Origin of the sequence: Plantibacter flavus, assembly GCF_900177615.1 — a bacterium.
GTDB classification, from domain to species: Bacteria; Actinomycetota; Actinomycetes; order Actinomycetales; family Microbacteriaceae; genus Plantibacter; species Plantibacter flavus.
The window spans coordinates 669,923-696,263 of sequence record NZ_FXAP01000002.1 but is presented as its reverse complement, the minus strand read 5'-3'; the positions used below and the strand labels follow the sequence as shown (position 1 = coordinate 696,263).

Here is a 26,341-nt window from a genome sequence, read left to right as displayed (position 1 = left end):
GTTCGTGCCTGAAGCATCGAGTACCTTGGCAGCGCTCTCCACCGAGGGACGCAACCCGCGCACGGTCGACCTCGACACGCTGGACACGCTCCGGCTGCTCGAGGTGATCAATGACGAGGACCGACTCGTCGCCGACGCGGTCCGAGCGGAACTGCCGAGCATCGCGCGCGCCGTGGAGCGCATCACGGAGGCTCGCCGGCAGGGTGGACGACTGGTCTACCTCGGTGCGGGGACGAGCGGCCGGATCGGACTGCTCGACGCGGTCGAGTGCCCGCCGACCTTCGGCACCGACCCCTCCGAGGTCGTGGGGCTCATCGCCGGGGGCGAGCACGCCTTCGTCGTCGCCGTCGAGGGCGCCGAGGACGACATCGAGCTCGGCGCCTCGGAACTCATCGCGGCCGACCTCCGCCCCACGGACGTCGTCGTCGGTCTCGCGGCCAGCGGTCGCACCCCGTACGTCATCGGCGGGCTGCGCTACGCACGCCACCTGGGCGCTGGGACGATCGCGGTGTCCTGCAACCGGAACGCCAGGATCAGCGCCGAGGCGGACATCGTCATCGAGGTGGTGACCGGCCCCGAGGCGCTCACCGGTTCGACCCGGCTGAAGGCCGGCACCGCACAGAAGCTCGTGTGCAACATGCTGTCCACCGCGTCCATGGTGCGCTCGGGCAAGGTCTTCTCCAACCTCATGGTGGACGTGAAGCCGACCAACGAGAAGCTCGTCGACCGCGCGCAGCGGATCGTCGCCGACGCCACCGGTGTCGAACGGCCGATCGCCGACGCCGCCCTGGAGCAGGCCGGCGCCCACGCCAAGACCGCCGTCGTCATGCTCCTCGCCGACGTGGACGCGGCGACGGCCGGCCGGCTGCTGGAATCGCACGACGGCGACGTCCGCTCGGCCGTGGCTGCGGCGAGCGCCTGAGCAGGAACGAGAGGACACCGTGGAGATCATCATCCTTCCCGACGCCGCCGAGGTCGGTCGCGTCGCCGGCGCGAAGATCGCGTCGATCGTCGCCGGGCGCCCCCAGGCCGTGATCGGGCTCGCGACCGGCTCCAGCCCGCAGGGCATCTACGCGGAACTGGCGCGTCGCGTGCAAGCGGGCTCGCTGTCGTTCGCCGAGGCCCGCGGTTTCGCTCTGGACGAGTACGTGGGCATCCCGGCCGACCACCCCGAGTCGTACGCCAGCGTGATCGCGCGCGAGGTCGTCGCTCCGCTCGGCTTCGACCCCTCGCGCGTCCGCGTCCCGGACGGCCGCGCCGCGGACCTCGCGGCCGCCGCGAAGGAGTACGACGGGGCCATCGCCGAGGCCGGCGGCATCGACGTGCAGATCCTCGGCATCGGGTCGAACGGGCACATCGGGTTCAACGAACCCACGTCGTCGTTCGCGTCACGCACGCGCATCAAGACCCTCGCGCCGAAGACCCGCCAGGACAACGCCCGCTTCTTCGACTCGCCCGACCAGGTGCCGACCCACTGCATGACGCAGGGACTCGGGACCATCCTCGAGGCACGCGAGCTCGTGCTGGTCGCCCAGGGCGCTGGGAAGGCCGACGCCGTCGCGGCCGCCGTCGAGGGACCGCTCAGCGCGTTCGTCCCCGGGTCGGCACTCCAGCTGCACGAACACGCGACCGTCATCGTCGACGAGGCGGCGGCATCAGGGCTGCGGTTGTCGGACTACTATCGCTACACCTACGACAACCGGCCGGACTGGCAACGCTTCGAATGAATCGGCCGGGCGATGGCCGACGACGCCCCATCCTCTGAGGCGTCCGACCACCGTGGCCGCAACGCAGCACCCGCGCAACTCCGCACTCCTGCATCCCGCTGACGCCCGCATTCGAGAAGGAAGCCTCGTGGCACACCCGACCACCGTCCCATCCCTCATCACCGAAGCCATCGGCGAAGCCGTGGGTGACCCCACGCGGATCCGCACCCGGGCGATCGACCTGGCCGCGTACGCCGGGGACGCATCGCACTACCTGCTCACGCCCGAGGCGGTCGTCATCGCGGAGAGCGCTGCCGAGGTCGCAGCGATCCTCCGGGCGGCGACGCGGTCCGCCGCGCCCGTCACGTTCCGGTCGGGTGGCACCAGCCTGTCCGGCCAGGCGTCCGGTTCCGGCATCATCGTCGACACGAGGCAGCGGTTCAAATCCATCGACGTGCTCGACGACGGCAAGCGCGTCCGGGTGCAGCCAGGGGCGACGGTGGCGCAGGTCAACGCGCGACTCACGCGACTCGGCTACCGCCTCGGCCCCGACCCGGCGAGCGAGGTGGCGTGCACGATCGGCGGCGTCATCGCGAACAACTCCAGCGGCATGGCCTGCGGGATCGACGAGAACACCTACCGGACGCTCGAGTCGATGGTGTTCGTCCTCCCGTCCGGCACCACGATCGACACGGCCGACCCGACGGCCGACCGACAGCTCCACGAAGCGGAGCCGGAACTCGCCGAGGGCATCGAGCGTCTGCAGCGCCGCGTGCGATCGGACCCGGCCTCCGTCGCGTCCATCGAGCGCCAGTTCTCGCTGAAGAACACCATGGGGTACGGGATCAACGCGTTCCTCGACTTCGAGTCGCCCGTGGACGTCCTGCAGCACCTCATCATCGGCTCGGAGGGCACGCTGGCATTCGTCGCCGAGGCGACCTTCCGCACCGTCCCCGTCCTGCCGCTGGTGTCGACGGCTCTGGCCGTGTTCCCCTCCCTCGACGCGGCGACGCGCGCGCTGCCCGAGTTGGTCGCGTCCGGAGCCGCCACGCTCGAGCTCATGGACGCGACGTCCCTGACGGTCGGGCAGCGTCTCCCCGGTAGCCCGGCGGAGATCCAGGGGTTCACGCCGCAGGATCACGCGGCACTCCTCGTCGAGTACCGCTCCGAGGACACCGTCGAACTCAGGGACCGCGCGACGGCGGGCGGCGCACTCCTGAACGGTCTGGACGTGCACGCGCCGGTCGTGTTCTCGAGCGACGCGTCCCAACGGTCACGCGCCTGGGCGCTCCGCAAAGGCCTCTACGCCTCGGTCGCGGGAGCGCGGCCGTCCGGCACCACGGCCCTGCTCGAGGACATCGTCGTGCCGACCGCGGCCCTCGCCGACACCTGCGCGAGCCTGCAGGAGCTCTTCGTGCAGCACGCCTATCGCGACTCGGTCATCTTCGGCCACGCGAAGGACGGCAACATCCACTTCATGCTCACCGACCGGTTCGAGGGCGACGCCGCGCTCGGCCGGTTCAACGGCTTCACGGAGCAGATGGTCGACCTCGTCCTCGATGCGGGCGGCAACCTGAAGGCCGAGCACGGCACGGGTCGCGCCATGGCGCCGTACGTCCGCCGGCAGTACGGCGATGAACTGTACGGGGTGATGCTCGAGCTGAAGCGGTTGGTCGACCCGGCCGGGGTGATGAACCCCGGCGTGCTGATCGACGAGGATCCCCAGGCGCATCTCCAGGGGATCAAGCTTCAGCCGACGGTCGAGGAGGAGGTCGATCGCTGCGTGGAGTGCGGGTACTGCGAACCCGTCTGCCCGAGCCGCGACCTGACCCTGACGCCGCGGCAGCGCATCGTCGTCCGCCGCGCCGAGGAGTCCGCTCGCGCTCGCGGAGACATCGCCCTCGCCGAGGAGTTGGCGGACGACTACGACTACGCCGGCGTGCAGACCTGCGCCGTCGACGGGATGTGCCAGACCGCCTGCCCGGTCCAGATCAACACGGGCGCGCTGGTCAAGCGCATCCGGCGCACGGAGGCGGCTCCGGTCGCCGCCGCGGGCTGGAAGGCGGCCGCCACCGGTTGGGGGCCGGTCACACGGATCGGTTCGGTCGCGCTCTCCGGCGCGAAGCTCCTACCGGCTCCGGTGGTCGGTGCGGTGACGGACGTCGCGCGTGCCGTCCTCGGCGCGGACACCGTGCCGAAGTACTCGGGCGATCTGCCGGGCGGCGGACGCTCGCGGAAGGCACTCGGTCGTACGGTGGGCGCCGGTGACGGTCCGACCGTCGGCATCTACGTCCCGGCGTGCGTGAACAGCATGTTCGGCGCGGCGGACGGCGGGGACGGCGTCATGGGCGCCTTCACCCGGCTGCTCGAGCGGGCCGGCCTGAGCATGATGGTGCCCGACGGCGTCGAGTCGATCTGTTGCGGCACCCCGTGGTCGTCGAAGGGGTTCGCGTCCGGCGCTGCGGTGAACGAGCAGCGCACGGTCGAACGCATTCGAGCGGCCGTGGCCGACAGCGGCCTGGTGGTCGTCAGCGACGCGTCGAGCTGCACGGAGGGCTTCGCGAAGCTCCTCAGCGAGAGCGGCGTGGTCGTCGAGGACGCGGTGGCCTTCGCCGCCCGGGAGATCCTGCCGCGGGTCGACGTCTCAGCGCGGATCGAGCAGCTGGTCCTGCACCCGACCTGTTCCTCGCGCCAGATGGGCCTCGACCCGGATCTCGTGCTGATCGGCGAAGCCGTGGCCGAGCGGGTGCACGTCCCCGACGACTGGGGCTGCTGCGCATTCGCCGGTGACCGCGGCATGCTGCACCCCGAGCTGACGGCCTCCGCGACGAAGGCCGAGGCCGCCGAGGTCGCCGCCCTGGGTGCCGACGCGCACGCATCCTGCAACCGCACCTGCGAGCTCGGGATGACCCGCGCCACGGGCGAGGACTACCGCCACGTGCTCGAGCTGCTCGACGCCGCGTCGGCCCCGCCCACCGAGGGTGCACGTTCCGCTCGCTGACACGCGAACGCCGAGCGGAACGGGCACTCCCGGCGGTGACTACAGCGTCTTCGCGAAGGGGTCGAAGTCGACGGGCACAGCCGGGACCGGTGCCGAGATCGAACTCGACACGTCGACGAACTGCCCGCTCTCGACCGATTCCCGCGCGGAGAGCAGGACGTCGAGCACGTGGAAGCCCAACTCGCCGGTCGCGACGTGCGGCCGGTCCTCGGCGATCGCGCGGACCATGTCGAGCAGGCCGAGACCGCGGCCGACGACCACGCCCTCCTGCTCGATCTCGATCCACTCCTGCTCGCCCCACGCGCCGTCACTGATCGAGGTGCGCGCCTGCACGGAGGCGGTGCGACCCTCGAACTGGTTCGGGTCGGGGATGACCAGGGAACCCTCGGTGCCGTGGATCTCGAAGACGCCGTGGCGCTCGAGCGCGGAGTCGAAGCTCAACAGGCTCGACGCCTGCTGGCCGGCCGCGAACGAGGTCAGCACCTGCAGCGACGTCGGCACCTCGACCGGGAAGGTCGTCCCCGCGTTCGGGCCGGTGGCGATGACGCGCTCCTCGAACTTCTTGCGACCGAGCGCCGCGACACGCTCGACCGAGCCGAAGAGGCTGACGAGACCGGTGAAGTAGTACGGACCCATGTCGAGCAGCGGACCGGCCCCCTCGGCGAAGAGGAACGCCGGGCTCGGGTGCCAGACGTCGGGACCGATCGTCTGGAACGTGGTGGAGGCGAACATCGGCTCGCCGATGACCCCCTGCGCCACGGCACGCTTGGCGGTCTGGAAGCCAGGGCCGAGCACCGTGTCGGGCGCCGAACCCACACGGAGGCCCTTCGCGCTGGCATCGCGCAGCAGCTGAGCGGCTCCGTCGCGGTCGAGGCCCAGCGGCTTCTCGGTCCAGACGTGCTTCCCGGCGGCGATCGCGGCGGCGGACACCTCGATGTGGGCTGCCGGGATCGTCAGGTTGACGACGACCTGGACGTCGGGGTGCGCGAGGACGTCCTCGGCCGATCCCCACGCGGGCACGCCGTGCTTCTCAGCCTGGCTCTTCGCCCGGTCGAGCAGCAGATCCCCGACGATCAGGACCTCGACGTCGGGGAAGGACGCGAGGTTCTCGAGGTACGTGTCGCTGATGACGCCGACGCCGATGACGCCGATTCCGACGGGGCCGCTCATGCGACGAACCCACCCTTGACGAGGAAGTCGTAGCTGGCCTGGATGTCGGTGAAGACATCGCCCGGCGAGTTGTCGTACTCGATGACCGCGTACTCGATGGCACCCTCGCCGGCCTTGAGCGCCGCGGCGAGCGGCACCTGGCCGTCGCCGGGGTGGCGCTGGTCGAGGGTCTCGGAGCCGAACGCCGGAGCGTCGGGCGCGAACGGGTTGGACGCCGGAGCGATGCCGTCCTTCACGTGCACGGCGATGAGGCGCGAGCCGAGCTTCGTGACCAGCTCCGTGGCGTCCTGACCACCGGTCAACGCCCAGAACAGGTCGAGCTCGATCGCGACGCGCTCGTCGGTGGTGGCGACGAACCGCTCGTAGGCGGTCTGGCCGTCGAACGACGCCAGGAACTCCTGCGCGTGGTTGTGGTATCCGACCGTGAGGCCGAACGTGGCTGCGACGTCGGCGGCCCGGTTCAAGCGGTCGGCGATGTCGGCGACGCCATCCTCGGTCAGCCAGCGGTCGGCGGCGACGAACGGGTCGATGACGGTCGTGATGCCGATCTCGGCGGCTGCGGCGAAGACGACCTCTGGGGCCGGCGTCGGGATGGATCCGTCGGGGGTCCACAGCTCGTCGGACAGCAGCGGCGCGTGTCCGGTGGGCGAGGCAAGGCCGCTCGCGTCGAGCGCGGCGCGGATCTCAGCGGGACGGCGGACGAAGTCGAACGCTTCGACGTTCTTCAAGCCGATGGCGGCGAGCTTGTCGAGCGAACCACTCGGGTCTGCCGTGAATTCTTTGGCCAGCGTGTAGAGCTGGACGGACGCTACGGGGAGGGACATGATCGTTTTCACCTTCGATTTCGTTGATTGGAACAGCACTATCTGACGCTCTTGATGGGGAAGATCGCCACCGCCCCGAGGATGGCGGCGACCGCACAGACGGTGAACCACAACCCGTAGTTGTTGCCGGTCGGATCGCTCACGTAGACGAGGATGCCACCGATGAGCGGCGCGAACGTCTGGGGGAGGGCGTTGGCGATGTTGAAGACGCCGAGGTCCTTGCCGGCGTTCTCCTGGTCGGGCAGCACGTCCACCACGAGGGCGAGGTCGACGCCGACGTAGATGCCGTAGGCGATACCGAGCAACGCCTCGAGCACGTAGAACGAGCCGACGTCCTGCACGAAGATGAGGGCGAAGGTACCGACCGCGAAGAGCGCGGTGGAGCTCCAGACGAACACCTTGCGGCGGCCGATCCTGTCGGAGAGCCAGCCGGCGAAGTAGCTCGCCCCGATGAGCGCCACCGTGTAGATCAGGACGCTGGTCGAGATGATCGCCGGGATGTCGGCCTCGGGCGCCTCGACGTGATTGAGCAGGTAGAAGAATCGGAAGGTGGTGAAGCCGAAGCTCGCGAAGGTGATGAGGAAGCGCGACCACCAGGCGAGGGCGTAGTCGGGGTGCTTGCGGGGGCTGACCCAGAAGGTCTCGGCCCAGTCGCGCAGGGTGGCGCGGGGCGGGGCGAACGGCAGCCGACGGTCTGGGAGCACAGCGGCGAAGACGACCATCGCGACGATGGCGAGGATCGCGGGCCCGACGAACATGATGACGAGTTGGTCCTGGAAGGCCTGGGCGACGTAGGTTCCGCCGAGGATACCGACGTTCTGCGAGATGCCGAGTGCGGCGGTGACCTTGCCCCGCTGGAAGCGGGGGACCTGGTCGGCGATCGTCGCGATGAACGGTGCGAGCGCCATGTTGGCTCCGAGCTGGGCGAGCGACCAACCGATCGTCGCGACCAGCAGGTCGGGGGCGAGCGCCATGATCGCGAAGGCGACCGTCATGATCACCGTGCCGGAGACGATCCAGATGCGCCGACGCCCCCACCGGCTGGTCGTCCGGTCGGACAGACGACCGAACACGACGTTCGCGATCGTCGCGAAGAGTGCGCCGAATCCGCCGAGCACCGCGGCTGCGCCGGTCGCGCCGTTCTGGTCGATGACGCCGGCGTCGACGAAGGACTGGATCTTGATGCCGATGCCGACGATCGCGGGGCCGAGGAGGGCGATGAAGAAGACCAGCTGTGCGAGGAGCAGCCACGTGATGTAGCTGCGTTTCGCCGGTTGTGTCGGTTCCTCGAAGGCGGAACCACGTCCCGCCGTCGCCGTGGATGTCGTCATGCCCGAAGGCATCCCCGCCGCTGAGCCGCTGGCCGTCGTCATGCTTCCGTCCTCTCGTCGTTGAGTCGCTCCGAGCCGCACCGCCGAAAACCGAGTGGTCGCTCGGTAATCGAGTATGGACGGCCGTTGACGGCTTGGCAAGCCGATGTCGCCGACAGGGACGCAGGCTCGGGCGCGAGGGAGGACTTCTCCACGGAGTCGATGGTTCGAACTGCGCGGACCAGCAACGCTCGGACGCCACCCCCGCAGCCGTGTCATCGGGCAGGATGGTGTTCCGCCATCGACCCAAAGGACATGATGAAGACAGGTCTCCCGAGGTTCCTCTTCCTGCTCGGCAAGAAGGTGTGGGCGAGGGCCGCCGTGTTCACACTGATGGCGGTCGCCTTCGCGCTCGCGGCCGGTTTCATCGGGGGCCTCCTCCCGTTCCGCCTGGTGATCGACCTCGGCCAGGACTCCGTCGGATCGATCCTGCAGATCATCGCGAGTTCCATGCTCGCGGTCACGACGTTCTCCATCACCGCGATGGTGACCGTCTACTCCTCCGCCACCACGATCGCGACGCCGCGAGCGACGCAGCTCATGGTGGAGGACACCACCTCGCAGAATGCGCTGTCGACGTTCGTCGGGGGCTTCACCTTCTCCCTCGTCGGCATCATCGCCCTGTCCACCGGCTACTACGGCGACCACGGGCGCACGATCCTGTTCGTCGGAACGCTGGTGATGATCACGATCGTCGTCGTCACCCTTCTACGCTGGATCGCCCATCTGTCGACCTTCGGCCGCATGTCCGACATCATCGACCGCGTCGAGGCCGCCGCCACGACGTCGCTCACCGCCTATGCGGAGTCGCCGTCACTCGGAGCGAACCCACTGACCGGACCGGACCGCCAGGGGACACGTGTGTTCGCCGACAAGCCCGGGTACGTCGTGTTCGTGGACCTGCCGATGCTGGACCGAGCTGCGGCGAACGCAGGCGTCTCGATCCAGGTGGTCGCGACGGCAGGCCGGGTCGCCGACGCGACGACACCGCTCGCGATCGTCGACGGCGAGGCCGAGACGGACCTCCAGCCGTCGATCAGGCGGGCATTCCGCATCGCCTCGCATCGCACCTACGAGCAGGACCCACGGCTCGGCGTGATCGCCCTGACCGAGATCGGCAGCCGGGCACTGTCACCGGCGACGAACGACCCGGGCACGGCGATCGAGATCATCGGAGCCCTGCAACGGGTCTTCACGGCGACCCTCACCACGACACGCGACGTCGACGTCGACCACCCGCGGATCTGGGTCCGCGGCGTCACCCTGGAGGACCTCGTGACGGATGCGTTCCGTCCGCTGTCGCGCGACGGTGCCGGCATCCTCGAAGTCCAGATGAGGCTGCAGAAGTGCTTCGCAGCGCTGGCCGCCACCGCACCCGATCAGGCGGAGACGTTCCACGCCGCCGCGACACTCGCCCTGCGGCGTTCATCGACCCGACTGGACGACGCCGACACCGAGATCCTGAACGCACTCCACCGTCGCCTCCGCCCCTGAGTACGAACCCCCTCGTCCTCGAGCGGAGACGAGATCAGATCAGGTGCCGACGACTTGTACGATGACGAGCGGAGGCGTCGGGTTTCGGACGCGGGTGGAGGTCGGTGAGGTGGCGGAGGTCGAGGACACGGCCACGGTCGAGGCGACGCTCGTCGCTTCGCGGGCGCTCCTCGGCGTGGTGGCCCGCTCCCTGAGCGGGGTCCTGCAAGAGATCAGCCTGCCGCAGTTCCGCGTGCTGGTGATCCTCTCGACGCACGAACGACTCCGCATCGGGCGGCTCGCCGAGCAGCTGCACATGAACCGGTCCACCTTCTCCCGAGTGATCGACCGGATGACCTCCAAGGGCTGGGTTCGTCGCGTCCCGAGCTCCGACAGCCGCCGGGAGGTCCTCGTGGAGATCACGGACTCCGGGGCCGCGATCGTGTCGGAGGTGACGGAACGCCGACGTCAAGAGATCGCACGGATCCTCGAGCGGATGCCGGTGCACGATCAGCGCGAACTCATGGACGCACTCAACCGTTTCTCGCTCGCCGCCGGCGAACCTGCCGTGTCGGAACTCCTCGACCTCGGCCTGTGAGGCTGCGCGGACGACGCCTCGCGACCGTCAGGGTTCCGTGTTGACACCGACGTGCGCCGGGTCCTCGGTGAGTTCGATCCAGACCCCGCCTGGGAACGCGTCGACGAGAGGCTCCGGGCTCGTCTGGTGCCCCTGGCGCCGGATCGCTTCATCCAGCACCGCGACGAGCATCGCGGTCTGTTTCGCCATCGGCGGCAACGGCGGTATCAGCATCGGTGGATGGGTCCAGCACTCGAGGGCGAGCGACGGCAGTCCCGAGGCCACCGCGTCGATGAACTCATCCGCGAACCGGTCGTGCAGGCCGGATCGGACGCCCCGGTCATCGACGGCTTCGGCGGGCTCACAGCATCGACTGACCGCGTAAGCCAGCAAGAACGCGTTGCAACGCTCCCACGCGTCCTCGGACTCGTCGCGAAGGTGACTGATCGCGGCCGCACGATCATCATCGGACGTCCCGGCGTCGAGCAATCGTCGAGCGATCTGGAGCAGCTCGTTCTGGAGCGGTCGCTGGGCGGCCTCCAGCAGATTCAGGTCGTCCACGGACATCTCCATTCGGTATCGGTACACGGCAACTGTTGCACTCATGCACGCATCACCTCAAGCTGAACGGGAAAGCCGACTCATCTCCGGAAGGAACACCATGCTCACGTTGACCCAGAACGCCGTCACGGTCATCCGGACCCTCGCCACCAGAACCGACGACCCGCGCACCGGCGGTCTTCGCATCCGCTCTGAAGCGGAGCGTGAGTCGCACTTCGCGGTCGATCTCGCCACCGAGCCCGAGATCGGCGACGAGGTCGTCGAAGACCACGGCGCCAGGGTCTTCCTCGACCCCGTCGCCTGCCCACGGATGGAGACGAAGGAGCTCGACGCCCTGATCGACGGCGGCAGCGTCCGATTCGAGGTCCGCGACCAGGAACGGCCCGCGCTGCTCTAGGCCGACGCTCCGGAGAGGCGGGACGATGCCGGTCGCCTACGGTGCGGGATCCGGTCGCGCGCCACCTGCGAGGAAGGTCCCGACGAGTTCGGTCTCGTAATACGTGCTCAAGGACATGTCCAGTTGCGGCTCTCGGTGTGCCGGGTCCGCCCCACGCCGGCGGAGGAGGTCGAAGATCCGCGAGAGATCGTCGACGAGCTCCGGGTTCAACGGTCTGCCGTCCCGAGCATCAGGCTGGCCGTGCGGCCTGCGAGGAAGGACGTCGTGTGCTGCGCGCGCGGCGCGACCGAGCGACGTGCATCCTTTCGAATCCACTGCGTGTACATCGGCGCCCGCATCGAGCAGCGCCACGACGACGCTGTACGCGTCGTCCGATGTCGATGCGCTGTTCACCGTTCGGAACGCTCGCTCCGACTGCGCAGTGAACGTCTGACGCATCCACCGCGAGCGTTTCACGGCAGCCACGAGCGCATCATGGAGCACGGGTTTGGCCCAGCCACTCGGCGAGTCGACGTCGACGAACCCGGGGTCGGCGCCGCTCGCCAGCAAGAGGTGCGCGATGGCGAACTCGCCGGAGCGGACTGCCACCTGCAGGGTGGACTGTCCGGCGTACTGCTTCGGCGTACCCGTGGCGACGGCTCCGACGACCGATGGATCCTGTGCGATCCGGTCTCGGACCTGCTGCTCGGCCCCGTTGACGATGTCCGTGAAGATTGCGCGCATGGCCCCATCCTCACCCATTCGGTGGCCGGTCTCGTGTCCGACGCCCTGCGACGGGCACGAGACCGACTCACGACGGACCGATCAGTGGCCGGGCCCACCGTAGGCGGCGTCGGCGACGAATCCGCAGGACGCCTCCCAGGTGCTCTGCTCCGACTCGGGGATGGAGTAGTCGTAGCCGGTGGCGTCCAACTTCCACTGGTGGCTCTCCTCAGGAGACAGGCCGTCGGGCATCCCGGTCGCCTGCTGACCTTCGGGATACGGGTAGGCCTGGAGCGTCATGTCGACGGCGCCCACGAACTCGTGGCCGCGGTCCGCCATGCATGAGCGCATCGCATCGATCCAGCCCTGGTACTGCGTCGCGAACGCCAGTGCCTCGGCACGCTCCTCCTCGGTCGGCACGTAGGCGGCCTCGGCGGCAGCGGTCGCCGCGTCACGCTCCTCCAGGCACGGGACCGCAGCCGCCTGCCAGGCGTCCTGGTCGGCCGTGCTCAGGCCTGGCGGCATCCCGTCGAAGCTGGTGTCGTCGAACCCGAACCCCGCCTCGGTCATGCAGGACGCCATCGCGGCTTTGCCCACCTCGAAGAAGCGCTGCCACAGGCCCTGCAGGTAGAACTCGTCGATATGCGTGGACTCGGTCGGAGGCGTGGTCGCGGCCGGCGTCGCCGTCGGCGTCACGGTCTCTGTCTCGGCGGGCGTCGCGGTCGCCTCGGCCGGCGCCTCCGCGGAGCTCGCCACGGCCTGCGCCGCCACGCCGCCGAGACCGCCGGCGACCACCAGCCCGGACGTGAGCAGTACCAGGATCTTCTTGCGAATCATCATCTCCCCCAATGGTCATGGAACGTGTTTATAGGAAGATAGCTTCCTCAAGCGGATGTCGCAACCGGTCCCTGAGGGGGAACACGTCTCCCGGCCACTCGTCGAGCAGTGCGGCAGTGCCTCTACCCTGGGTGCTGTGAGCATTCCTCGGAACGACAGTGGGCCGGTGCGCGGCTGGCTCGGCCCGGATTGGGAAGCGAGCGTCGATCCTCGCCGCCTCGACGAGTTGCGGTGGAGCATCGAGCAGGAGATCAGCACCTTCCGCGGCTTCCGGCGCCGGCTGAAGACCGAAGCCGAGTACTCCATACTCGGGCTGGTGCTCGGGATCCCGTTCCTGATCCCTCAGATCTTCGGCCTCGTCGACGCCTTCACTGCCGCATCCGCGCCGGGCATCGGCGTGCTCGGGGAGTGGTTCTCGAGGCCGGCCGTGGCGGGGTGGGTCACCGCGGGCGTCCTGTTGATCGCCATCTCGCTGGTGTCGATCCAGGTGCGTCTCCGGCGAGAGTTCGGGATCTTCCGCAAGGACGGCTGGGTCGCCCTGCAGGCACCGACCGGCCTCGCCGAATGGGGTGGCGAGGGTTCCCCGACCATCACCTACGATCAGCGCCTGGTCGGCGGCAGGGGTGAGGCTCGCGCTCGTGACCTCCAGAAGCCGTTCATGCTGATCTCAGGCCCACGGATGCCGACGTGGGTGTTCGCAGGCGCCCTGCGCACGGTCCGCGCGGCCACGGTGGCGCGAGCATTCGACATCCACCGCCTGGCGGTGCTCAAACAGCAGATCGGCGTCTTGCGCAGCATCCCCGCGACGACGGTGTTCCCTCACGCGGAGGGTTGCGTGTTCGGGGCGCAGGACGAGGGATGGCTCACCGTGGCCCTTCCGCGACCGGTGAAGGCCGGGCAGCGGATCCGGCTGGCCCGAGTCAAACTCACCCGCGCCGAGCTGGAGAGTGTCACGGTGGGTCACCTGGTCTGAGTCCTCGACGATCGGGCTGAGACCAGGGGCCCGCAGATCCGATCGGACACGGCGTCCTCACTGGAGCTATGCTCCGGGCAGGTCATCACCCCGACGAGAGCCTGCCTCGGATGATTAGGGTCCGGAGAGACAGCGGGGCACACGTCTCCGTTCCTGACCAACGGGCCCGTCCTTCAGCATCGACGACCACCGCCCACTGGCATCATCGACCCATGAGTGAATCCCCGATCGAACGAACGACCCTGAGCACGGTGACGCTCGAAGGGGCCCCGAGCTTCGCCTCCGTCGAAGTGCGACGCATCACGATCGCCCCCGACCACCACGTCGGGGCGCACTGGCACAACGGCCCGGTCTTCGGCACCATCGAGACCGGCTCCGTGGACTTCCAAGTGGGGGCCGGACCGCAGACCGTCCTGCGCGCCGGCGACACCTTCCACGAGCCGGCGAACGAGACGATCGTCTTCGACGCGACCGACGAGGGCGTCACCTTCCTCGCCTGGTTCCCGATGCCGGCCGGCGTCGAGCCGGAACTGACGATGGGCGAAGCGCCCGCCTGACGTCCGACCAAGCGGCACCGGGCGTGGACATGACGGTCGGTGTCGGAGGTGTCGGAGGTGTCGGGCTCGCACGAATCCGGGCCTGACCGCGGACGGGCCCCGAGCGGTCTCCCGGGGCCCGTCATCGCACCGTGTGAGCTGACGCGACGCAGGACGTGAGTCCGTAGACGGAAGCAGCCAGGCCCACGTCGGCGATGACGCCGGTGGCGGCCGTCTGGACGATGCGGTACACGGAGGATCGCGGTCGACGACTCAGCGTTCGGCTGGTGGCGCGAGGTCGAGCGCGTCGAGTTCCAGCACCAGTTCCATGCACCGCAGGCGTGCGCGGGAGAAGTCGTAGGGCATCATCCGGACGGCCTCGGTGAGGCTCGTCGAGCCGCACGTCGAGCCTGCGCCGTCCTCATCGTCAGGAAGAGGGTGCGACTCGTCCCACGCGTCGAAGCGGTCGTCGTCGTCCTGCGCCAGTCCGGAGTCCTCGATGACCGTGCGGAGGGCCGTCTCGAAGGCATGCCGTTCGGCGGCGACCTCCGCCACGCGAGGGTCGTCGACCGCGACCGTGTCGTCGAGTGCTGCTTCGGCGGCATCGACCCGGTCGGACTCCTCCCGCAGCTCCGGGTGGCTGGCCAAGGCGATGAAGCGCGACGCCTGGACGGACGCGCCGAGCCCGCCGAAGATCCGTTCGGTCACGAGCAGGGTGTCCAGGTCGTCCTGCCGCAGAGCGCCCTCGGGCAGGTGTGCGAGGCGGTCGCTCACGACGTCGGAGAGCAGCCCCAACCGGCTGCCCTGCACACGCATGCGCTGCACGGCGGTCCGCTGCTGCTCGAGTTCCGCCTGCCGAGCGACGAGAGAGCCCTCCAAGCGGTCGAGGATGCGCGCGACATCGTCGTCGGTGTCGGCGCCGCCGTCCGAGAAGGCGTCGCGGATGTCGTCGAGGGCGATGCCGGCGTCCGCCATCCGGCGGATCCACAGCAACCGGATCATCTCCTCGTAGCCGTAGCGGCGGCGATCGTCACTCCCCCGCTCGGGCTCAGGGAGCAGACCGATCTGGTGGTAGTGACGGATCGCCCGTGGCGTGGTGCCGACGAACGCGGCGGCGCCTCCGATCGTGACCTGGCGCGGCGGGGTGAAGGACGAGAACATGTGGGGCCTTCCTCGGTGGGCGGGAGACGTCCACTGCACCACATGACGCTACGGCAGGTGCAAGTCGACCCGCGGCCGTCCCCCGCGAGACGACTTGCCGATCGAACGGACGCCCCGGGGCACGGTGACACTCGATGGTGAGCGGTCCCCATTCGCCGAGCCGATTGTGACCGGCGCGGTTCGGCCAGGAAGAATCGCATCGCACTCGTCGGATCGCTTCGGGAAGGATCGCGAACGCCCGCGCAGGGTGCGACCGCGAGGTTGCGAGGAATCCTCAGGTATCCGCCCTGTTATTCGGTGTAAGATGAATAAACCCGAATAAGGGGGCAGCATGATGTCGGATACTGACTCCACGGAGTCGGAGAGGTTCTGGCCCTCGACGAGCTACGAACCGCGTCCATGGACGCACGACAGCGACGCGGTCGCATCCAAGCGACGCCGCAGGTTGGCCGCGGGCCCATACCAGGCGGCAGTCCCACCCTTCATCGCGGATCTGTCTGTCGAGCTGCCCGCGGATCTCGTGGCCGCAAGCGAGGACGCCGGCCGCGAGCTGACCCGCTTCGACGCCGAGGTCGGCACGCTCGCGGCACCGTTCTCGTCGATCCTGCTGCGGACCGAGAGCGCATCGAGCTCCGAGGTGGAGCATCTCACCTCGAGCGCGAAGCAGGTGGCCCTCGCAGAGATCGGCGACTCGACGTCGGTCAACGCCAAGCTCGTCGTGCAGAACGTCGCCGCCATGGAGGCGGCCGTGGCGCTGGCGGATCACCTGGACCCCGAGGCGATCCTCACGATGCACCGCGCACTGCTGGAGCGGTCCGATCCCGACATCGTGGGTCGGTGGCGCGACGACCAGGTGTGGATCGGCGGAACCGGCTTCTCGCCGCACGGCGCTGCGTTCGTCCCCCCGCACCAGGATCGTGTGCCTGAGCTCATGGCGGATGTGATGACGTTCGCGAACCGTCTCGATGTGCCCGTCATGGCGCAGATCGCGATCGCTCACGCTCAGTTCGAGACGATCCACCCCTTCCCGGACGGCAACGGACGCACTGGCCGCGCGCTCGTGCAGGGCATGCTGCGGGCAGCTGACGTGACGAGGAACGTCACTGTACCCATGTCCGCCGGCCTGCTCGGCGACACGGACCACTACTTCCGCGCGCTCACGGCGTACCGGTCCGGTGACGTGCGCCCGATCGTCGAGACGATGACGGAAGCCGCATACGCGGCGGTCGCCAACGGTCGAACGCTGGAGCGCGAGATCACGTCGATCGCAGAGCGGTGGGATGAAACCGTGAAGGTGCGCAGCGACTCATCCGTGGAGCGTCTGAAGCAACTGCTCCTGCGGCAGCCGGTGATCACGACATCGCTGGTGGCATCGGCCCTGGGGCTGCACTTCTCGACGGCGGACGCCTCGGTGCAGAAGCTCGTCGACGCCGGGATCCTCGTCCAGTCCAGCGCCGGCCGACGGAACCGCCACTGGCAGGCCAGCGAGGTCCTGCAGGCGCTGGACGAGTTCGGCGCACGGGCCCGTCGTCGGCGGGGAGGTTCCTGACCGCTGGTCCGGAACGCACCGCCGCTGACCTCGGCCCAGGTGGACGGATCGCCCCGCCGGGCTATGCGCTTCGTTCAGTCGTCCGGAGCCAGTCCGTGATGGTGTCAGCGACGTGGTCGAGGTCGGATTCGAGGAGGAAGTGTCCGCCGTCGACGAGTTCGACGCGAGCATCGGGGGCGTCGCGGGTGAACGCCGTGGCGCCGGCGGCGGCGAAGATCTCGTCGTTACGCCCCCAGATCGCAAGGACCGGCACCTGTGAGGTGCGGAGCCATTCGTGCACCGCTGGGTAGAGGTCCCGGTTGGTCGCGTAGTCGCGGAAGAGCGCCAGCTGCACGTCGTCCTGACCCGGACGGGCGAGGAGCGCGAGGTCGTGCTCCCAGGCGTCGGGGTCGACGGTCGTCGCGTCCGGCACACCGTGGGTGTACTGCCATTCGACGGCTTCCCGCCCGAGGGCCGGACGGAGCGCGTCGCGCGTCTCGGCGGTCCGTTCGGCGGCGTCGGCCCAGATCGGGTCCCAGAAGCTCGGAACGAAGCCGTCTTCGTAGGCGTTGCCGTTCTGGGAGATGACCCCGACGACGGCGGTGGGGTCGTTGAGGGCCAGGCGCCAGCCGACCGGGGCGCCGTAGTCCTGGACGTAGATCGTGTACTGCGTCACGCCGATGGTCGAGAGGAACCGGCCGGTCACCCCTGCGAGGGCCGCGAAGGTGTACTCGAACTCCTCGACCGAGGGGGCGGAGGAGCGACCGAAGCCGATGTGGTCCGGAGCGATGACGCGGTATTGGCCGGCAAGCGCCGGGATGAGGTGCCGGAACATGTGGGAGCTGGTCGGGTACCCGTGGAGGAGCAGGAGCACGGGAGCGTCCGCCGGGCCGGCCTCGCGGTAGAAGACGTCGAGCCCGTCGATCGAGACGGTGCGGTGGTGGACGGTGACCATTGCTAACCCCTTTAGATTGTTTTACTGGTTAGCCAGACGGTAGCATGGATCGAGGGCGCCGGTCGGCGCACGAGAACGGAGAACGATGCTTCGCGACGAGGAGCTGCTGCTGGGCCTGTTGAACAGTGCGCCGGTCGTCGAGGGCACCCCGACCGACCGTCTCGAGGGGCCGACCGGACAAGACCTGGCGCGCAGCTGGGGCGGCACCGGATCCGCGGACGAGGTGGCGCGCCTTCGACATGCGAGGCAGGCGCTCCAGACCGTCGTCCGTGGAGATGACGGCGGAGCGATCAGAGACCTCGCGGGCATCCTCGACGATGCCGTGCGCACGCCGCGCATCACCCCGGGCGGCGTGGTCTGGGAGCTTCAGGTCCCTGACGACGATCGCCTCGTGGCGGCGGTCGTGCTGGCGTGGTCGAGCGTGATCACCGAGTTCCCCGGGCGCCTCCGTGCCTGCGCGAACCACGAGTGCACGCAGTTCCTCGTCGACCACAGTCGCCCTGGCACCGCGAAGTGGTGCTCGATGGCGGTCTGCGGCAACCGGATGAAGGCGCGCACGCACGCGCGCCGCGCTCAGAGCTGAGCGGGGCTCCCCGCGAGGCCATTCTTCACGAGACATCCGGGGAAGACGAGGCCGACCGCACGCAGAATGTCACTGCGGCCCCGCTGAATCAGCGGGCTTCCGAGGTGAAGTGTCGCCACCGTTTCCGGCACAACGTGCCGCTCCGAACATGCCCCGCGCTTCCGTGGATCTGAGGCGCAGAAAGCATCTCGCACCTGCCGGACAAGCAGCCCGAGGCGATCAAACTCGTCATGGACCAGATGCAGGCGATGGCTCCGCGATACGCAGAGGAGAGGGAAGGTTTGTCGGAACGGACACCCACCACGAGCCCAGAGCGCTCAACAGCCCGCCTTCACGCTACATCCGCGAGGGATCGGCACCTGTGTCATGTTGGAGTGGGTCGTCTCGTGCGGGCACCCTGCCCGGAGGCGCAGTCACCGCGAGGAACACATCGTCGGCGATGTACTGCCGCCCATAGGTCCCGTACGGGCCCGACAGGATGCCGAGGTCGACGAGCTTCTGCATGGCAGGAGCAACGGCCTGGGGCGTCTTGCCAAACCGCTCACTCATCATCGCGATGGTGATGACCTGATCACTGATCAGCGTGTCCGCGATATCCCTGATCACTCCGCGGGCTCCAGCGACTTGGAGGATCTGTACATAGGCCGCCTGGACAGCGAGCATCCTGTCGACGCGTTCGGCGATGTCCACAGCAGACGCCGCGACACCCTCTGCGAAGAATTGAATCCACGGATCCCACGCACCACTGGAAGAGACCTCTGCCAGATGATCCTGATATTGGGTTCTGCGGGCTTCGAACCACGGCGAGACGATGAGCAGTGGCTCCGTGATCAAATCATCGGCCATGAGCTGGAGCACCACAAGGAGACGACCGATACGCCCATTCCCGTCATTGAAAGGGTGCAAGGTTTCGAACTGATAATGAGCCATCGCCGCGGCCACGATCGGGTCCCGCGACACCGATGGCCGGTTCATCCACTGCGTGAGGTCTTGAACAGCGACATCGAGCGCGATTCCCGGAGGCATCGGTACGAAACGTGCGTCTTCGAGCGCACCGGTGCTGCTTCCAATCGCTACCTGTGTAGTGCGGATTCTGCCCGCCTGATCGGTATCTGCGTCCGTGCCTCGCACGAGAACTTGGTGCACCGACTCGAGGAGCCCGGTTCCAAGCGATCTCCCCTGCTCAATCACATCGAAGGCCAGGGTTGCTGCGCTGACGTAGTTCAAGACCCCTTAGAGCTCCTTGCTCCGTCCTGCGGACGCGGTTGCATCCGAAGCAAGCACCTGGTCTAGCGGAGCGAAGGTCCCCTCGAGCGCAGATGTGCTCTGCGCTTCGCGCCGGAGTGTCGGACGGAGGAACAGACGGGGGTTCGGTACCTGGCGCGACGCTTGGTCGAGACGAGCGAGTGCGCGGCTTGCGCGAGTGATCGTGTGCCACGTGGTGGCCGCCAGTGGCGGTTCGTCACCGAGCGGCTCGGCAACAAATGCCGCGTGTGAGAACGCCCAATTGAAGCGACCGTCGATGCCCGAAATTGGCACGAGGACGCCAAGAGGGCTGTTCGAGAACATTGTAAGCCTGTCAGGCGAAACTTACCTTCCGGGCTGCTGAGTAGAAGTTTTCCGCAGCCCACCGATATTGATCGGGACCGTTTGTAAGGAAAGTGACATGAGGGCGAGCTCGTCTACATGTGAACGCGCACGCAAAGTGTCGCCGCGGGGCCAGTGAACGAGCGGGTTTCCAACGTAAAGTGTCGCCGCGGTTTCCAGCACAAAGTGTCGCTCCGAACAGGCCCGCGTGATTCCGCGGATCTGAGGCCGCGATGGGGCCATCTGGTGGCGCTCCGCGGCGAGGTCCACGCGTGGAGAGATGAGACGCCGTTGAATGAATCATCCGCAAGTACCACGCCGGCCTCTGCCGCGCAGCAACTCCGCTTTGCTTGAGCCCCCGTGCAATCTGCGTCGGGTCGAGGCCGACCGTAGCTCCGTCGTACTCGTGATGCCGACGGAGATTCCGGGGCCGTAGAGCACCGCGGCATGTCCGAATGATTGGGCCATGGCCGTGAGCGTCGGATTCAGCTTCGACGTGAACAGTCCGTCGCATCGACGGCACGCGTTGATCATGCTCGGCACTCCGGGCGTGTCGTCGACGAGCTCGCCTAGGCTGACTTCATGGTGAAGCTCCTCAAGACCGCGAACCCCGACGGCGGGCCCAGCATTCCTGTTGTCGTTGAAATCCGTTCTGGGTCGGTCGATGTGACCCACGTCGAGATCACTCGGGGGGAGAACGAGGGCAGCACGCGAGCATTCCACGCCGCGGTCGGCTTCGATACCAGCACCGCGTCGTTTCCGACAGGCGCATCTCGCACGTTCTACGTCGAGGTCCATGTCCTGACAGAGCACTGGGTGGCCACGATGCAGGATGCGATGACCGTGGAGAAGGAGCCGGACATCGCGAAGTCGTGGGACGACATCGGGCGGCGACGGCGCGATTCACGCTGTCCTAGTGAAGACGTGGTTCGAATAGAAACAGGCCCGGCGCCGAAGCACCAAGCCTGTAGATAGCCTTATCTGAATATGACCGATCATCTCGGCCGTGACAGTCTGCGGCTTCCTCGTTCGGGGAGTCGTCATATTTGATCCGACCGCCTGTGGGCGGCTCTGAGGGGGGATCATGCTGGTCATCGTCGACGCCAACATCATCGTCAACGACCCCCTACTTCGCCAGCGCAAGTGGAGAGTAGCGCAGGACGAGATTGCTTCACACCGGCTACGCCTTGTGCTACCGGAGGTTGCACTACTGGAGGCAATCGGCGGATATCGCCGTGAGCGCACCGAGAAGGCGCGGCAGGTCCGATCCATCATTCGCAAGTCGACACAGAGAGCGAAGGGCGCAGCGGAAGAACTGTTGAACGTCTACCGAGACGAAGCCAACGCATACGAGTCGATCTTGCGCGCGCGGCTTCGAGAAGTCGGCATTGAGGTCGTCGACCCATCCGAACACAGCCATCTCGAACTAACTGAACGAGCGGTGAATCGGACGCCGCCCTTCGACGATGACGGGGGCGGGTACCGGGACACGCTAATATGGCTCACCGCCCTCGAGCAGGTCGGCGAACCGCCCTTCTCCGACTTGATACTTCTATCCGATGACGGCGTGTTCACGAAGCAAAAGAGCATACTTGCCGAAGAGCTACATGCAGAAACGGGTGCTGAACTCACGGTTCTGCGTTCGATCGGGAGTTTAGCTTTCCCAGGCGAGTATGAGAGCGGTGACTTCGATCTGTCCGATCTCGATCTGAGCACTCGGCAGATCATCGATCGGCTCACGCTCGACCTTGCGCACAAGGACATCACGCGATGGAGCCCGCCCGGAGTGGATTACGCCCAAGTGCAGATCGTCGGTGGCGTAGACCTTCGCTTCGACACGCTCGAAGTCAAGAAGAGATACGGCACGACGGTCTACGAGATCGGTGTAGACGCCATCGCAGATGTGGACGCCGAGGTACTTGTGATCCATGACGAGCGCGGAGGCGAGACGGACTTCACGCAGATGTCAGCGCGATGGGATCTGCGTGTGCGGTGGCGGGGCGAAGTCGAGTCGGAGACGAGCGGGCTTAGCCGGCAAAGCGAGCTGGAGGTACGGGGTCTGGACGAACGCCAAAGACCTTCCCCCGAGAGCAGCTGACGCCCCTTCTCCTGCTGATCATTCATCATCCTCGTCGTCGACGTTCGGTTGTCGAAGGATGAACGCGTCCATGTTTGGCACCGTGAAGCTAACGTAGCCCCGTCGTTCCGCATAAATGATGCCCTTGCTGATGAGAGATTGTCGGGCCGGGCTGAGCGCCGATGATACGACTCCCAGGTACTCCGCCACGGCGGTGGTGCTCGCCGTATTTCCTCCGACTGCAACCATGGCGCGGAGGTAGTGTCGCTCTCCGGCAGTTGTGCGATCCCATCGTGCAGGGAAGAATCCCTGGTCGAGGTCGGCGTTCCCCTCGGCGATCCCGGCTGCGGCGATCTCGGCGTCAATTCGTTTATCGGGGGCCAGATCCCACACGGCCTTGCCGTAGGTTTGAAGGAAGAACGGATAGCCCTTCGCCTCTCCCACGATGAGGTCGACCGCTCTCTGATCGAAAATCGCGCCCAGATCGGTGGCAGGCTTTGCAACGGCCTCGACTGCAGCTTCGTGGCTAAGTGCCCCAATTTCGCGAATCACGAATCGCTCGGCGTACGAGCGAGCTTCGGCCAATGTTCGCCTCAATGTCGAGAGGCCAGCGCCGATCACGTAGAACGGCCACTCGGATTGTGACGCCTTGTGTTGAACGGCCAGGAGCGCAGTCAGTAGGTCGCTGTCCAGGTCCTGCATCTCGTCGACGAATATGGCCAGCGCGCTGTTGTTCCGCGTCAGCGGGCCGGCGAGGTCCGCTACGAGTTCTTCAAGATCGATCTCTATCAGGCCGGAGTTCGCTCTGTTCTCGGCAGCCGGCGCATCCAGCTTGAGCGTCATGCCGGCGACCGTTGCGGAGAACGATGCGACGGTCGCAACGGCTGTCCGCACATCGCTGGCCGCGTTCTTGAAACGAGAGGTCATCTGCCGACCAGCCATTGCCACACCGCGGCCGAGCGACTGCCTGGCGACCCGTGAGCCAGCCTCGCCAGGGCGAGCCTCCAACTGCACCGTCACCCATCCTGCTTTCTCAACGTTCTGCTGGAGCTGGTTCAAGAGCACGGTTTTCCCGACGCCCCGGAGCCCGTACAGGATCATGCCGCCATCGTTGCGCCGACGGCGGCTCTTAGCGACCATGAGGTCAACGAGATCGATCTCCGACTGGCGTCCAACCAGCTCGGGCGGACGCACGCCTGCGCCTGGTCGAAAGGGGTTCAGGACGGGCAACATGCCTGCAGTCTACCGCAATATAGCGCTCTATAACTAAAAAGCTATACAACCGCCAGCTCGTCGCGCCGGTGAGCCGGAGCTTGTAGCCTCATTGACAAGAGGGCCCGATCTCAGTTGAGTTGAGATCGGGCCCTCTTTCGAGAGATCTACTTCTTGTTCTCGGTGATGCTGGTGTGCGGGTGACGCGCAGCCGCAGCGGGCGTGATGTAGTGCCCGGTGATGGCGCTACGGTGCTGCGTCTCGCTGGTGCGGTTCGCTCCGGACTCGGTGACGCTGGTGCGCGGGTGACGCGCCGCGGCTGCGTTCGAAATGAAGCGTCCGGAGATGCTGGACCTGTTCGACATGGCGGTTCCTCCTTCCTGTTCAATGTGGGGGTTGATCGGGTCCGTCTGGCGGCGGTCCCCATCGTCCGAGGACCGGACGAGGCTCAGACGAGGAGCAGCGGGCTCATTCATATCGGCGAGACGACGGACGGTCTTCACAGTCACGCGCAGATCGGCCGCGACATCGGCGAGTGGGGTGCCGTCCTCGTCGAGGAGCGCGAGTGCGTTCGAACCGGTGGCCGGCACCGTCACCGCCGTGCAGCGGTACCGGCTCGACACCCTCACGGCCGAGCAGGCGCACCAGCCCCCGGGGACCGACATGCAGCGCTTCGGGCAGCAGCTCCGGGAGAACTACTCTCCTGACATGCCGGACGACGCCGTCGTCGAGGTGGCCGAACTCGCGACCAGACCGTCTCGATAGCCGATCGTCCACCGGTCGAGCCGCGCCGACTCAACCTGCCGTGCACGTTGCTGCTCTCGAGCTGCACGCAGCTCCAGCACGAAGAGGGCCGATCCAGCCACGGCGGCCTCGACTGCGGCGACGAGCAGAGGCAGCCATGGCGGGAAGCTCGTGACTGCTGCGACAACGGTGACGACGAACAACGCAACAGTCCCTGGGCCGAGTATCCATCCCACCCAGAGTCGGCGTGTCCGCATCCCTTCTTCGTACTCGGCCGGCCTTCAAATTGCCGATCGCCCTCCGAGCGTTCGGCCCTCAGCGCATGCGTCGAAGGACCAACGCGAGCGCTACACCGACGATCACAACCACAAAGACGACGACGGCCTATGGCCGCAGCGAGGCGTCTTCCGGTCGACGTCGACGAGCACGGTCGAGGCCGAGGGCCGCGACTATCCGGCGGCGCGTGCCGCGCTCCGCGCCATGGTGCCCGCGGAACAGTTTGTGCTCTCCGTGCGCGTGCTCGACTAGTCGACGTCCAGGACGCCTGGCGCTCCTTGCGACTTGGCGTAGCTGTCCCACTCCTCAATCCGTGAGTCGAGCATCTTGCTCAGCTCATAGGCCGTCGAGGAATGGAGGTAGTGCCGCACGCCGTGGATAGTCACAACGATGCACTCGGCGTCATCGCTGCCTGTCAGCTCGACGCCAACGTGCCCGTCCGGCCAGTTCTGCGGCACTTTGGGTTCGTGCGTGGCCGTGATGACGCTGCCGCGCTCGCGCTTGATCCGGCTGGCCTTTCCCATGCGCTCAGCCCGCCTGTCCGCGAACGGGTGCTGCGTCGAGCTGATCCGCAATCTCGCGGAACGCGCGCGCAAGGATCTGGTGTTCGCTGGTGCCGCTGAGCTGAATGGTGAAATCCCGTTGCGATTCGGAGTCTCGCTCCTCTGTTCCGAGCCAGATCGACCCGCCTTGGACATTGAAGCGCACGGATGAGTCACCCGAGTTGCCGTCTAGCGGAGACGAATGCTCCACCGTCGCGAGAAGGATCGCGAAATCGGTATAGGTGAACTGCTTGACGATAGGCAACTGAGAGTCATTCATGCCCCGACACTAGTGGCTGCCGAGTCGACTGTTCCAAGCGTTCCCGAACGCGCTGCAGCGATTCGAGATAGGACGGTTTCGCCCATTCTTGATCTGCGGTCTTGACCGGCTGCAGAGGCCAGCGGCCTGTGAACCGTTTGGCTGCAGGAGATGTGCCACGCCCGACCCACGGCGTCTTGCGAATCCCGGGGAACTGGCCGATGGACGGGTCGACGGAGTAGACCGCTTCTGTCCCGATCCGATATTCCAGCCAGGTGTGCGTCGCGGTCTCTGGTCCAGAGTCGTTCGTGTCGACCAGGAACCATTGTCCGTCGCCGTCATTCAGGCCCCGATCGAGCAGCACCATCCCAACGGTGTACGAAGTGATGCCGCACGATCCGGCTGGATAGTTCTTGTACTGCGGGAGGTCATCGAGCCGATGCTCGGCGCGCAGCTGTTCGATCAGGTCGAGGGTGTCGAGCATGGCTTGACGGACCTGCTTGCCCCAATCCTCGGGTCGCCCGTCAGCCCACATCTCCGGCGCTTCCTCTTCGGCGCGTGCGAGACGTCTGTCACGCTTCCTGTTACTCGCCTTACCCATGACCACGTCCGTTCATCTAGGGGCCTTCGGATCGTCCGCAGGCTGCAGAAACGGGGCGGCTCGGAAGCCGCCCCGCCTGTGGATAACTACCCGACTGAAATACGTAGATAACACCGGATTACGACAGTCTGAGCGTTTCCTCTGTGGATAACTAATCGGTCACCGTCGGCTTCAGATACTCGATCGATGAGAGCTTGAACAGCTGTTCCAGTGCCTGTGCAATCTGGTCCTCGGTCATCCCGTTCGGGCCGAGGTTGAACTTGAAGGACTGGCCACTTACGTCATGCAGCGTTGCTACGTAGCTTCCATCCTTGGTCGCCTGGCGCACCGTTGCGCGGATGATGTGAGCAGGATTGAACGCGGAGGTTAGACCTCCGTCGGTCGCACCGCCCGAGTCTCGGCTGATTACTACTACTGGATCGCCGTGACGCCCCGACTTCTCGGGTTCTTGCGGGGGTGCGCCTACTCGGGCTGGGCGCTCCGGTCTCGCGCCGAAGCGTGTAGGGCGATTCACGGCACACTTGAGCGCGATCACCATGTCGAAACACGCACGCTCTCGCACTGTGGCATCGCAGTAGACATCGAAGGTATGTGACACAGTGTGACCACTGCCCGACAAAGTAAAGACGGGAGCGGCCCCGAGGGGCGACTCCCGTCTGTCAGAATAACGAGCTCGCGCTCTACCGCAA

29 protein-coding genes are annotated in these 26,341 nt (G+C 67.0%); 13 read left to right on the top strand and 16 right to left on the bottom strand.

The features are described 5' to 3' along the window. Positions 1–25 precede the first annotated feature (25 nt). The 3 genes from murQ to B9Y95_RS09645 all read left to right on the top strand — a co-directional run bounded on the left by murQ (position 26) and on the right by B9Y95_RS09645 (position 4,707). Positions 26–922: an N-acetylmuramic acid 6-phosphate etherase gene (murQ, locus tag B9Y95_RS09655; protein ID WP_170169548.1), complete on the top strand. Its 897-nt coding sequence runs from the start codon at positions 26–28 to the stop codon at positions 920–922. A gap of 19 nt (positions 923–941) precedes the next feature. Further along, positions 942–1,727: a glucosamine-6-phosphate deaminase gene (nagB, locus tag B9Y95_RS09650; RefSeq protein ID WP_085511635.1), complete on the top strand. Its 786-nt coding sequence runs from the start codon at positions 942–944 to the stop codon at positions 1,725–1,727. Positions 1,728–1,854: 127 nt separating this feature from the next. Next, positions 1,855–4,707 (top strand): FAD-binding and (Fe-S)-binding domain-containing protein, encoded by a 2,853-nt coding sequence (locus B9Y95_RS09645; RefSeq protein ID WP_234994051.1) that lies wholly within the window; start codon positions 1,855–1,857, stop codon positions 4,705–4,707. A 39-nt stretch (positions 4,708–4,746) separates the two neighbouring features. Here B9Y95_RS09645 and B9Y95_RS09640 read toward each other — a convergent pair whose 3' ends face one another. The 3 genes from B9Y95_RS09640 to B9Y95_RS09630 are packed head-to-tail and all read right to left on the bottom strand — an operon-like array spanning position 4,747 to position 8,032. Further along, positions 4,747–5,877 carry a Gfo/Idh/MocA family protein gene (locus tag B9Y95_RS09640; RefSeq protein ID WP_085511634.1) on the bottom strand — a complete coding sequence of 377 codons (1,131 nt, stop codon included), beginning with the start codon at positions 5,875–5,877 and terminating at the stop codon, positions 4,747–4,749. Then, positions 5,874–6,701, bottom strand: coding sequence for a sugar phosphate isomerase/epimerase family protein (locus B9Y95_RS09635; protein WP_085511633.1), 828 nt, complete (start codon positions 6,699–6,701; stop codon positions 5,874–5,876). The genes B9Y95_RS09640 and B9Y95_RS09635 overlap by 4 nt, the downstream gene beginning before the upstream one ends. 38 nt (positions 6,702–6,739) lie before the next feature. Further along, on the bottom strand, positions 6,740–8,032 hold the full coding sequence (locus B9Y95_RS09630) for an MFS transporter (RefSeq protein ID WP_234994050.1): 1,293 nt from the start codon (positions 8,030–8,032) through the stop codon (positions 6,740–6,742). Between the two features lie 294 nt (positions 8,033–8,326). On the opposite strand from B9Y95_RS09630, the gene B9Y95_RS09625 reads away from it, so the two are divergent. Both B9Y95_RS09625 and B9Y95_RS09620 read left to right on the top strand, forming a co-directional pair. Beyond that, entirely contained in the window at positions 8,327–9,565 is a 1,239-nt protein-coding gene (locus tag B9Y95_RS09625) for a DUF2254 domain-containing protein (RefSeq protein ID WP_159453375.1), read from the top strand. Positions 9,566–9,626: 61 nt separating this feature from the next. After that, positions 9,627–10,142: a MarR family winged helix-turn-helix transcriptional regulator gene (locus B9Y95_RS09620; RefSeq protein WP_085511630.1), complete on the top strand. Its 516-nt coding sequence runs from the start codon at positions 9,627–9,629 to the stop codon at positions 10,140–10,142. A gap of 27 nt (positions 10,143–10,169) precedes the next feature. On the opposite strand, the gene B9Y95_RS09615 is transcribed toward B9Y95_RS09620, so the two are convergent. Further along, a complete protein-coding gene (locus tag B9Y95_RS09615; protein WP_143736423.1) occupies positions 10,170–10,682 on the bottom strand; it encodes a hypothetical protein in 513 nt (170 codons plus the stop codon). Positions 10,683–10,782: 100 nt separating this feature from the next. On the opposite strand from B9Y95_RS09615, the gene B9Y95_RS09610 reads away from it, so the two are divergent. After that, positions 10,783–11,079, top strand: a complete 297-nt coding sequence (locus B9Y95_RS09610; protein WP_085511628.1) for an iron-sulfur cluster assembly accessory protein — start codon at positions 10,783–10,785, stop codon at positions 11,077–11,079. 36 nt (positions 11,080–11,115) lie between these two features. Here the strand turns inward: B9Y95_RS09610 and B9Y95_RS09605 are convergent, their stop codons facing one another. Together B9Y95_RS09605 and B9Y95_RS09600 are read right to left on the bottom strand one after the other, a co-directional pair. After that, on the bottom strand, positions 11,116–11,802 hold the full coding sequence (locus tag B9Y95_RS09605) for an ankyrin repeat domain-containing protein (RefSeq protein WP_085511627.1): 687 nt from the start codon (positions 11,800–11,802) through the stop codon (positions 11,116–11,118). 81 nt (positions 11,803–11,883) lie between these two features. Beyond that, positions 11,884–12,621, bottom strand: coding sequence for a hypothetical protein (locus tag B9Y95_RS09600; RefSeq protein ID WP_085511626.1), 738 nt, complete (start codon positions 12,619–12,621; stop codon positions 11,884–11,886). A gap of 133 nt (positions 12,622–12,754) precedes the next feature. Between B9Y95_RS09600 and B9Y95_RS09595 the strand changes: the two genes are divergently transcribed. Both B9Y95_RS09595 and B9Y95_RS09590 read left to right on the top strand, forming a co-directional pair. Then, a complete protein-coding gene (locus B9Y95_RS09595) occupies positions 12,755–13,591 on the top strand; it encodes a hypothetical protein (protein ID WP_143736421.1) in 837 nt (278 codons plus the stop codon). 212 nt (positions 13,592–13,803) lie between these two features. After that, on the top strand, positions 13,804–14,148 hold the full coding sequence (locus B9Y95_RS09590) for a cupin domain-containing protein (protein ID WP_085511624.1): 345 nt from the start codon (positions 13,804–13,806) through the stop codon (positions 14,146–14,148). A 252-nt stretch (positions 14,149–14,400) separates the two neighbouring features. On the opposite strand, the gene B9Y95_RS09585 is transcribed toward B9Y95_RS09590, so the two are convergent. Beyond that, positions 14,401–15,288, bottom strand: coding sequence for a MerR family transcriptional regulator (locus tag B9Y95_RS09585; protein ID WP_085511623.1), 888 nt, complete (start codon positions 15,286–15,288; stop codon positions 14,401–14,403). A 520-nt stretch (positions 15,289–15,808) separates the two neighbouring features. Between B9Y95_RS09585 and B9Y95_RS09580 the strand changes: the two genes are divergently transcribed. After that, complete coding sequence (locus B9Y95_RS09580; protein WP_234994048.1) at positions 15,809–16,837, top strand: Fic family protein; 1,029 nt, start codon at positions 15,809–15,811, stop codon at positions 16,835–16,837. Positions 16,838–16,898: 61 nt separating this feature from the next. Here B9Y95_RS09580 and B9Y95_RS09575 read toward each other — a convergent pair whose 3' ends face one another. Further along, a complete protein-coding gene (locus B9Y95_RS09575) occupies positions 16,899–17,771 on the bottom strand; it encodes an alpha/beta fold hydrolase (protein WP_085511621.1) in 873 nt (290 codons plus the stop codon). A gap of 85 nt (positions 17,772–17,856) precedes the next feature. On the opposite strand from B9Y95_RS09575, the gene B9Y95_RS09570 reads away from it, so the two are divergent. Then, positions 17,857–18,354 (top strand): CGNR zinc finger domain-containing protein, encoded by a 498-nt coding sequence (locus B9Y95_RS09570; protein WP_085511620.1) that lies wholly within the window; start codon positions 17,857–17,859, stop codon positions 18,352–18,354. A gap of 336 nt (positions 18,355–18,690) precedes the next feature. On the opposite strand, the gene B9Y95_RS09565 is transcribed toward B9Y95_RS09570, so the two are convergent. Then, on the bottom strand, positions 18,691–19,581 hold the full coding sequence (locus B9Y95_RS09565) for a Fic family protein (RefSeq protein WP_200811382.1): 891 nt from the start codon (positions 19,579–19,581) through the stop codon (positions 18,691–18,693). A gap of 6 nt (positions 19,582–19,587) precedes the next feature. Next, on the bottom strand, positions 19,588–19,923 hold the full coding sequence (locus B9Y95_RS21185; protein ID WP_200811381.1) for a Fic/DOC family N-terminal domain-containing protein: 336 nt from the start codon (positions 19,921–19,923) through the stop codon (positions 19,588–19,590). 600 nt (positions 19,924–20,523) lie between these two features. Between B9Y95_RS21185 and B9Y95_RS09560 the strand changes: the two genes are divergently transcribed. Both B9Y95_RS09560 and B9Y95_RS09555 read left to right on the top strand, forming a co-directional pair. Next, the gene (locus tag B9Y95_RS09560; RefSeq protein ID WP_085511619.1) at positions 20,524–20,916 is read left to right on the top strand and encodes a hypothetical protein; all 393 of its coding nucleotides are present in this window, start codon (positions 20,524–20,526) and stop codon (positions 20,914–20,916) included. Between the two features lie 109 nt (positions 20,917–21,025). Beyond that, the gene (locus tag B9Y95_RS09555) at positions 21,026–22,039 is read left to right on the top strand and encodes a PIN domain-containing protein (RefSeq protein ID WP_085511618.1); all 1,014 of its coding nucleotides are present in this window, start codon (positions 21,026–21,028) and stop codon (positions 22,037–22,039) included. 18 nt (positions 22,040–22,057) lie between these two features. Here the strand turns inward: B9Y95_RS09555 and B9Y95_RS09550 are convergent, their stop codons facing one another. Next, a complete protein-coding gene (locus B9Y95_RS09550; RefSeq protein ID WP_079003690.1) occupies positions 22,058–23,251 on the bottom strand; it encodes an ATP-binding protein in 1,194 nt (397 codons plus the stop codon). 146 nt (positions 23,252–23,397) lie between these two features. Next, positions 23,398–23,595, bottom strand: a complete 198-nt coding sequence (locus B9Y95_RS09545; protein WP_085511617.1) for a hypothetical protein — start codon at positions 23,593–23,595, stop codon at positions 23,398–23,400. 175 nt (positions 23,596–23,770) lie between these two features. On the opposite strand from B9Y95_RS09545, the gene B9Y95_RS09540 reads away from it, so the two are divergent. Then, positions 23,771–23,995, top strand: coding sequence for an ASCH domain-containing protein (locus B9Y95_RS09540; RefSeq protein WP_200811380.1), 225 nt, complete (start codon positions 23,771–23,773; stop codon positions 23,993–23,995). A 503-nt stretch (positions 23,996–24,498) separates the two neighbouring features. On the opposite strand, the gene B9Y95_RS09535 is transcribed toward B9Y95_RS09540, so the two are convergent. The 4 genes from B9Y95_RS09535 to B9Y95_RS20650 all read right to left on the bottom strand — a co-directional run bounded on the left by B9Y95_RS09535 (position 24,499) and on the right by B9Y95_RS20650 (position 25,980). Continuing rightward, positions 24,499–24,774 carry a hypothetical protein gene (locus B9Y95_RS09535; RefSeq protein WP_079003692.1) on the bottom strand — a complete coding sequence of 92 codons (276 nt, stop codon included), beginning with the start codon at positions 24,772–24,774 and terminating at the stop codon, positions 24,499–24,501. Positions 24,775–24,778: 4 nt separating this feature from the next. Next, a complete protein-coding gene (locus B9Y95_RS09530; protein ID WP_079003693.1) occupies positions 24,779–25,072 on the bottom strand; it encodes a hypothetical protein in 294 nt (97 codons plus the stop codon). Further along, a complete protein-coding gene (locus B9Y95_RS09525) occupies positions 25,065–25,658 on the bottom strand; it encodes a hypothetical protein (protein ID WP_143736419.1) in 594 nt (197 codons plus the stop codon). Before B9Y95_RS09525 ends, B9Y95_RS09530 begins: the two co-directional genes overlap by 8 nt. 145 nt (positions 25,659–25,803) lie before the next feature. After that, the gene (locus B9Y95_RS20650; RefSeq protein ID WP_159453374.1) at positions 25,804–25,980 is read right to left on the bottom strand and encodes a hypothetical protein; all 177 of its coding nucleotides are present in this window, start codon (positions 25,978–25,980) and stop codon (positions 25,804–25,806) included. Positions 25,981–26,341: the final 361 nt, after the last annotated feature.

What these genes read in the sequence shown, in the direction of transcription:
- B9Y95_RS09640 (WP_085511634.1), bottom strand. Translation starts at nt 5,877, where the DNA reads ATGAGCGGCCCCGTCGGAATCGGCGTCATCGGCGTCGGCGTCATCAGC.
- B9Y95_RS09635 (WP_085511633.1), bottom strand. Translation starts at nt 6,701, where the DNA reads ATGTCCCTCCCCGTAGCGTCCGTCCAGCTCTACACGCTGGCCAAAGAA.
- B9Y95_RS09630 (WP_234994050.1), bottom strand. Translation starts at nt 8,032, where the DNA reads ATGACGACATCCACGGCGACGGCGGGACGTGGTTCCGCCTTCGAGGAA.
- B9Y95_RS09625 (WP_159453375.1), top strand. Translation starts at nt 8,327, where the DNA reads ATGATGAAGACAGGTCTCCCGAGGTTCCTCTTCCTGCTCGGCAAGAAG.
- B9Y95_RS09620 (WP_085511630.1), top strand. Translation starts at nt 9,627, where the DNA reads ATGACGAGCGGAGGCGTCGGGTTTCGGACGCGGGTGGAGGTCGGTGAG.
- B9Y95_RS09610 (WP_085511628.1), top strand. Translation starts at nt 10,783, where the DNA reads ATGCTCACGTTGACCCAGAACGCCGTCACGGTCATCCGGACCCTCGCC.
- B9Y95_RS09605 (WP_085511627.1), bottom strand. Translation starts at nt 11,802, where the DNA reads ATGCGCGCAATCTTCACGGACATCGTCAACGGGGCCGAGCAGCAGGTC.
- B9Y95_RS09600 (WP_085511626.1), bottom strand. Translation starts at nt 12,621, where the DNA reads ATGATGATTCGCAAGAAGATCCTGGTACTGCTCACGTCCGGGCTGGTG.
- B9Y95_RS09590 (WP_085511624.1), top strand. Translation starts at nt 13,804, where the DNA reads ATGAGTGAATCCCCGATCGAACGAACGACCCTGAGCACGGTGACGCTC.
- B9Y95_RS09585 (WP_085511623.1), bottom strand. Translation starts at nt 15,288, where the DNA reads ATGTTCTCGTCCTTCACCCCGCCGCGCCAGGTCACGATCGGAGGCGCC.
- B9Y95_RS09575 (WP_085511621.1), bottom strand. Translation starts at nt 17,771, where the DNA reads ATGGTCACCGTCCACCACCGCACCGTCTCGATCGACGGGCTCGACGTC.
- B9Y95_RS09570 (WP_085511620.1), top strand. Translation starts at nt 17,857, where the DNA reads ATGCTTCGCGACGAGGAGCTGCTGCTGGGCCTGTTGAACAGTGCGCCG.
- B9Y95_RS21185 (WP_200811381.1), bottom strand. Translation starts at nt 19,923, where the DNA reads ATGTTCTCGAACAGCCCTCTTGGCGTCCTCGTGCCAATTTCGGGCATC.
- B9Y95_RS09560 (WP_085511619.1), top strand. Translation starts at nt 20,524, where the DNA reads ATGGTGAAGCTCCTCAAGACCGCGAACCCCGACGGCGGGCCCAGCATT.
- B9Y95_RS09555 (WP_085511618.1), top strand. Translation starts at nt 21,026, where the DNA reads ATGCTGGTCATCGTCGACGCCAACATCATCGTCAACGACCCCCTACTT.
- B9Y95_RS09550 (WP_079003690.1), bottom strand. Translation starts at nt 23,251, where the DNA reads ATGTTGCCCGTCCTGAACCCCTTTCGACCAGGCGCAGGCGTGCGTCCG.
- B9Y95_RS09545 (WP_085511617.1), bottom strand. Translation starts at nt 23,595, where the DNA reads ATGTCGAACAGGTCCAGCATCTCCGGACGCTTCATTTCGAACGCAGCC.
- B9Y95_RS09535 (WP_079003692.1), bottom strand. Translation starts at nt 24,774, where the DNA reads ATGGGAAAGGCCAGCCGGATCAAGCGCGAGCGCGGCAGCGTCATCACG.
- B9Y95_RS09530 (WP_079003693.1), bottom strand. Translation starts at nt 25,072, where the DNA reads ATGAATGACTCTCAGTTGCCTATCGTCAAGCAGTTCACCTATACCGAT.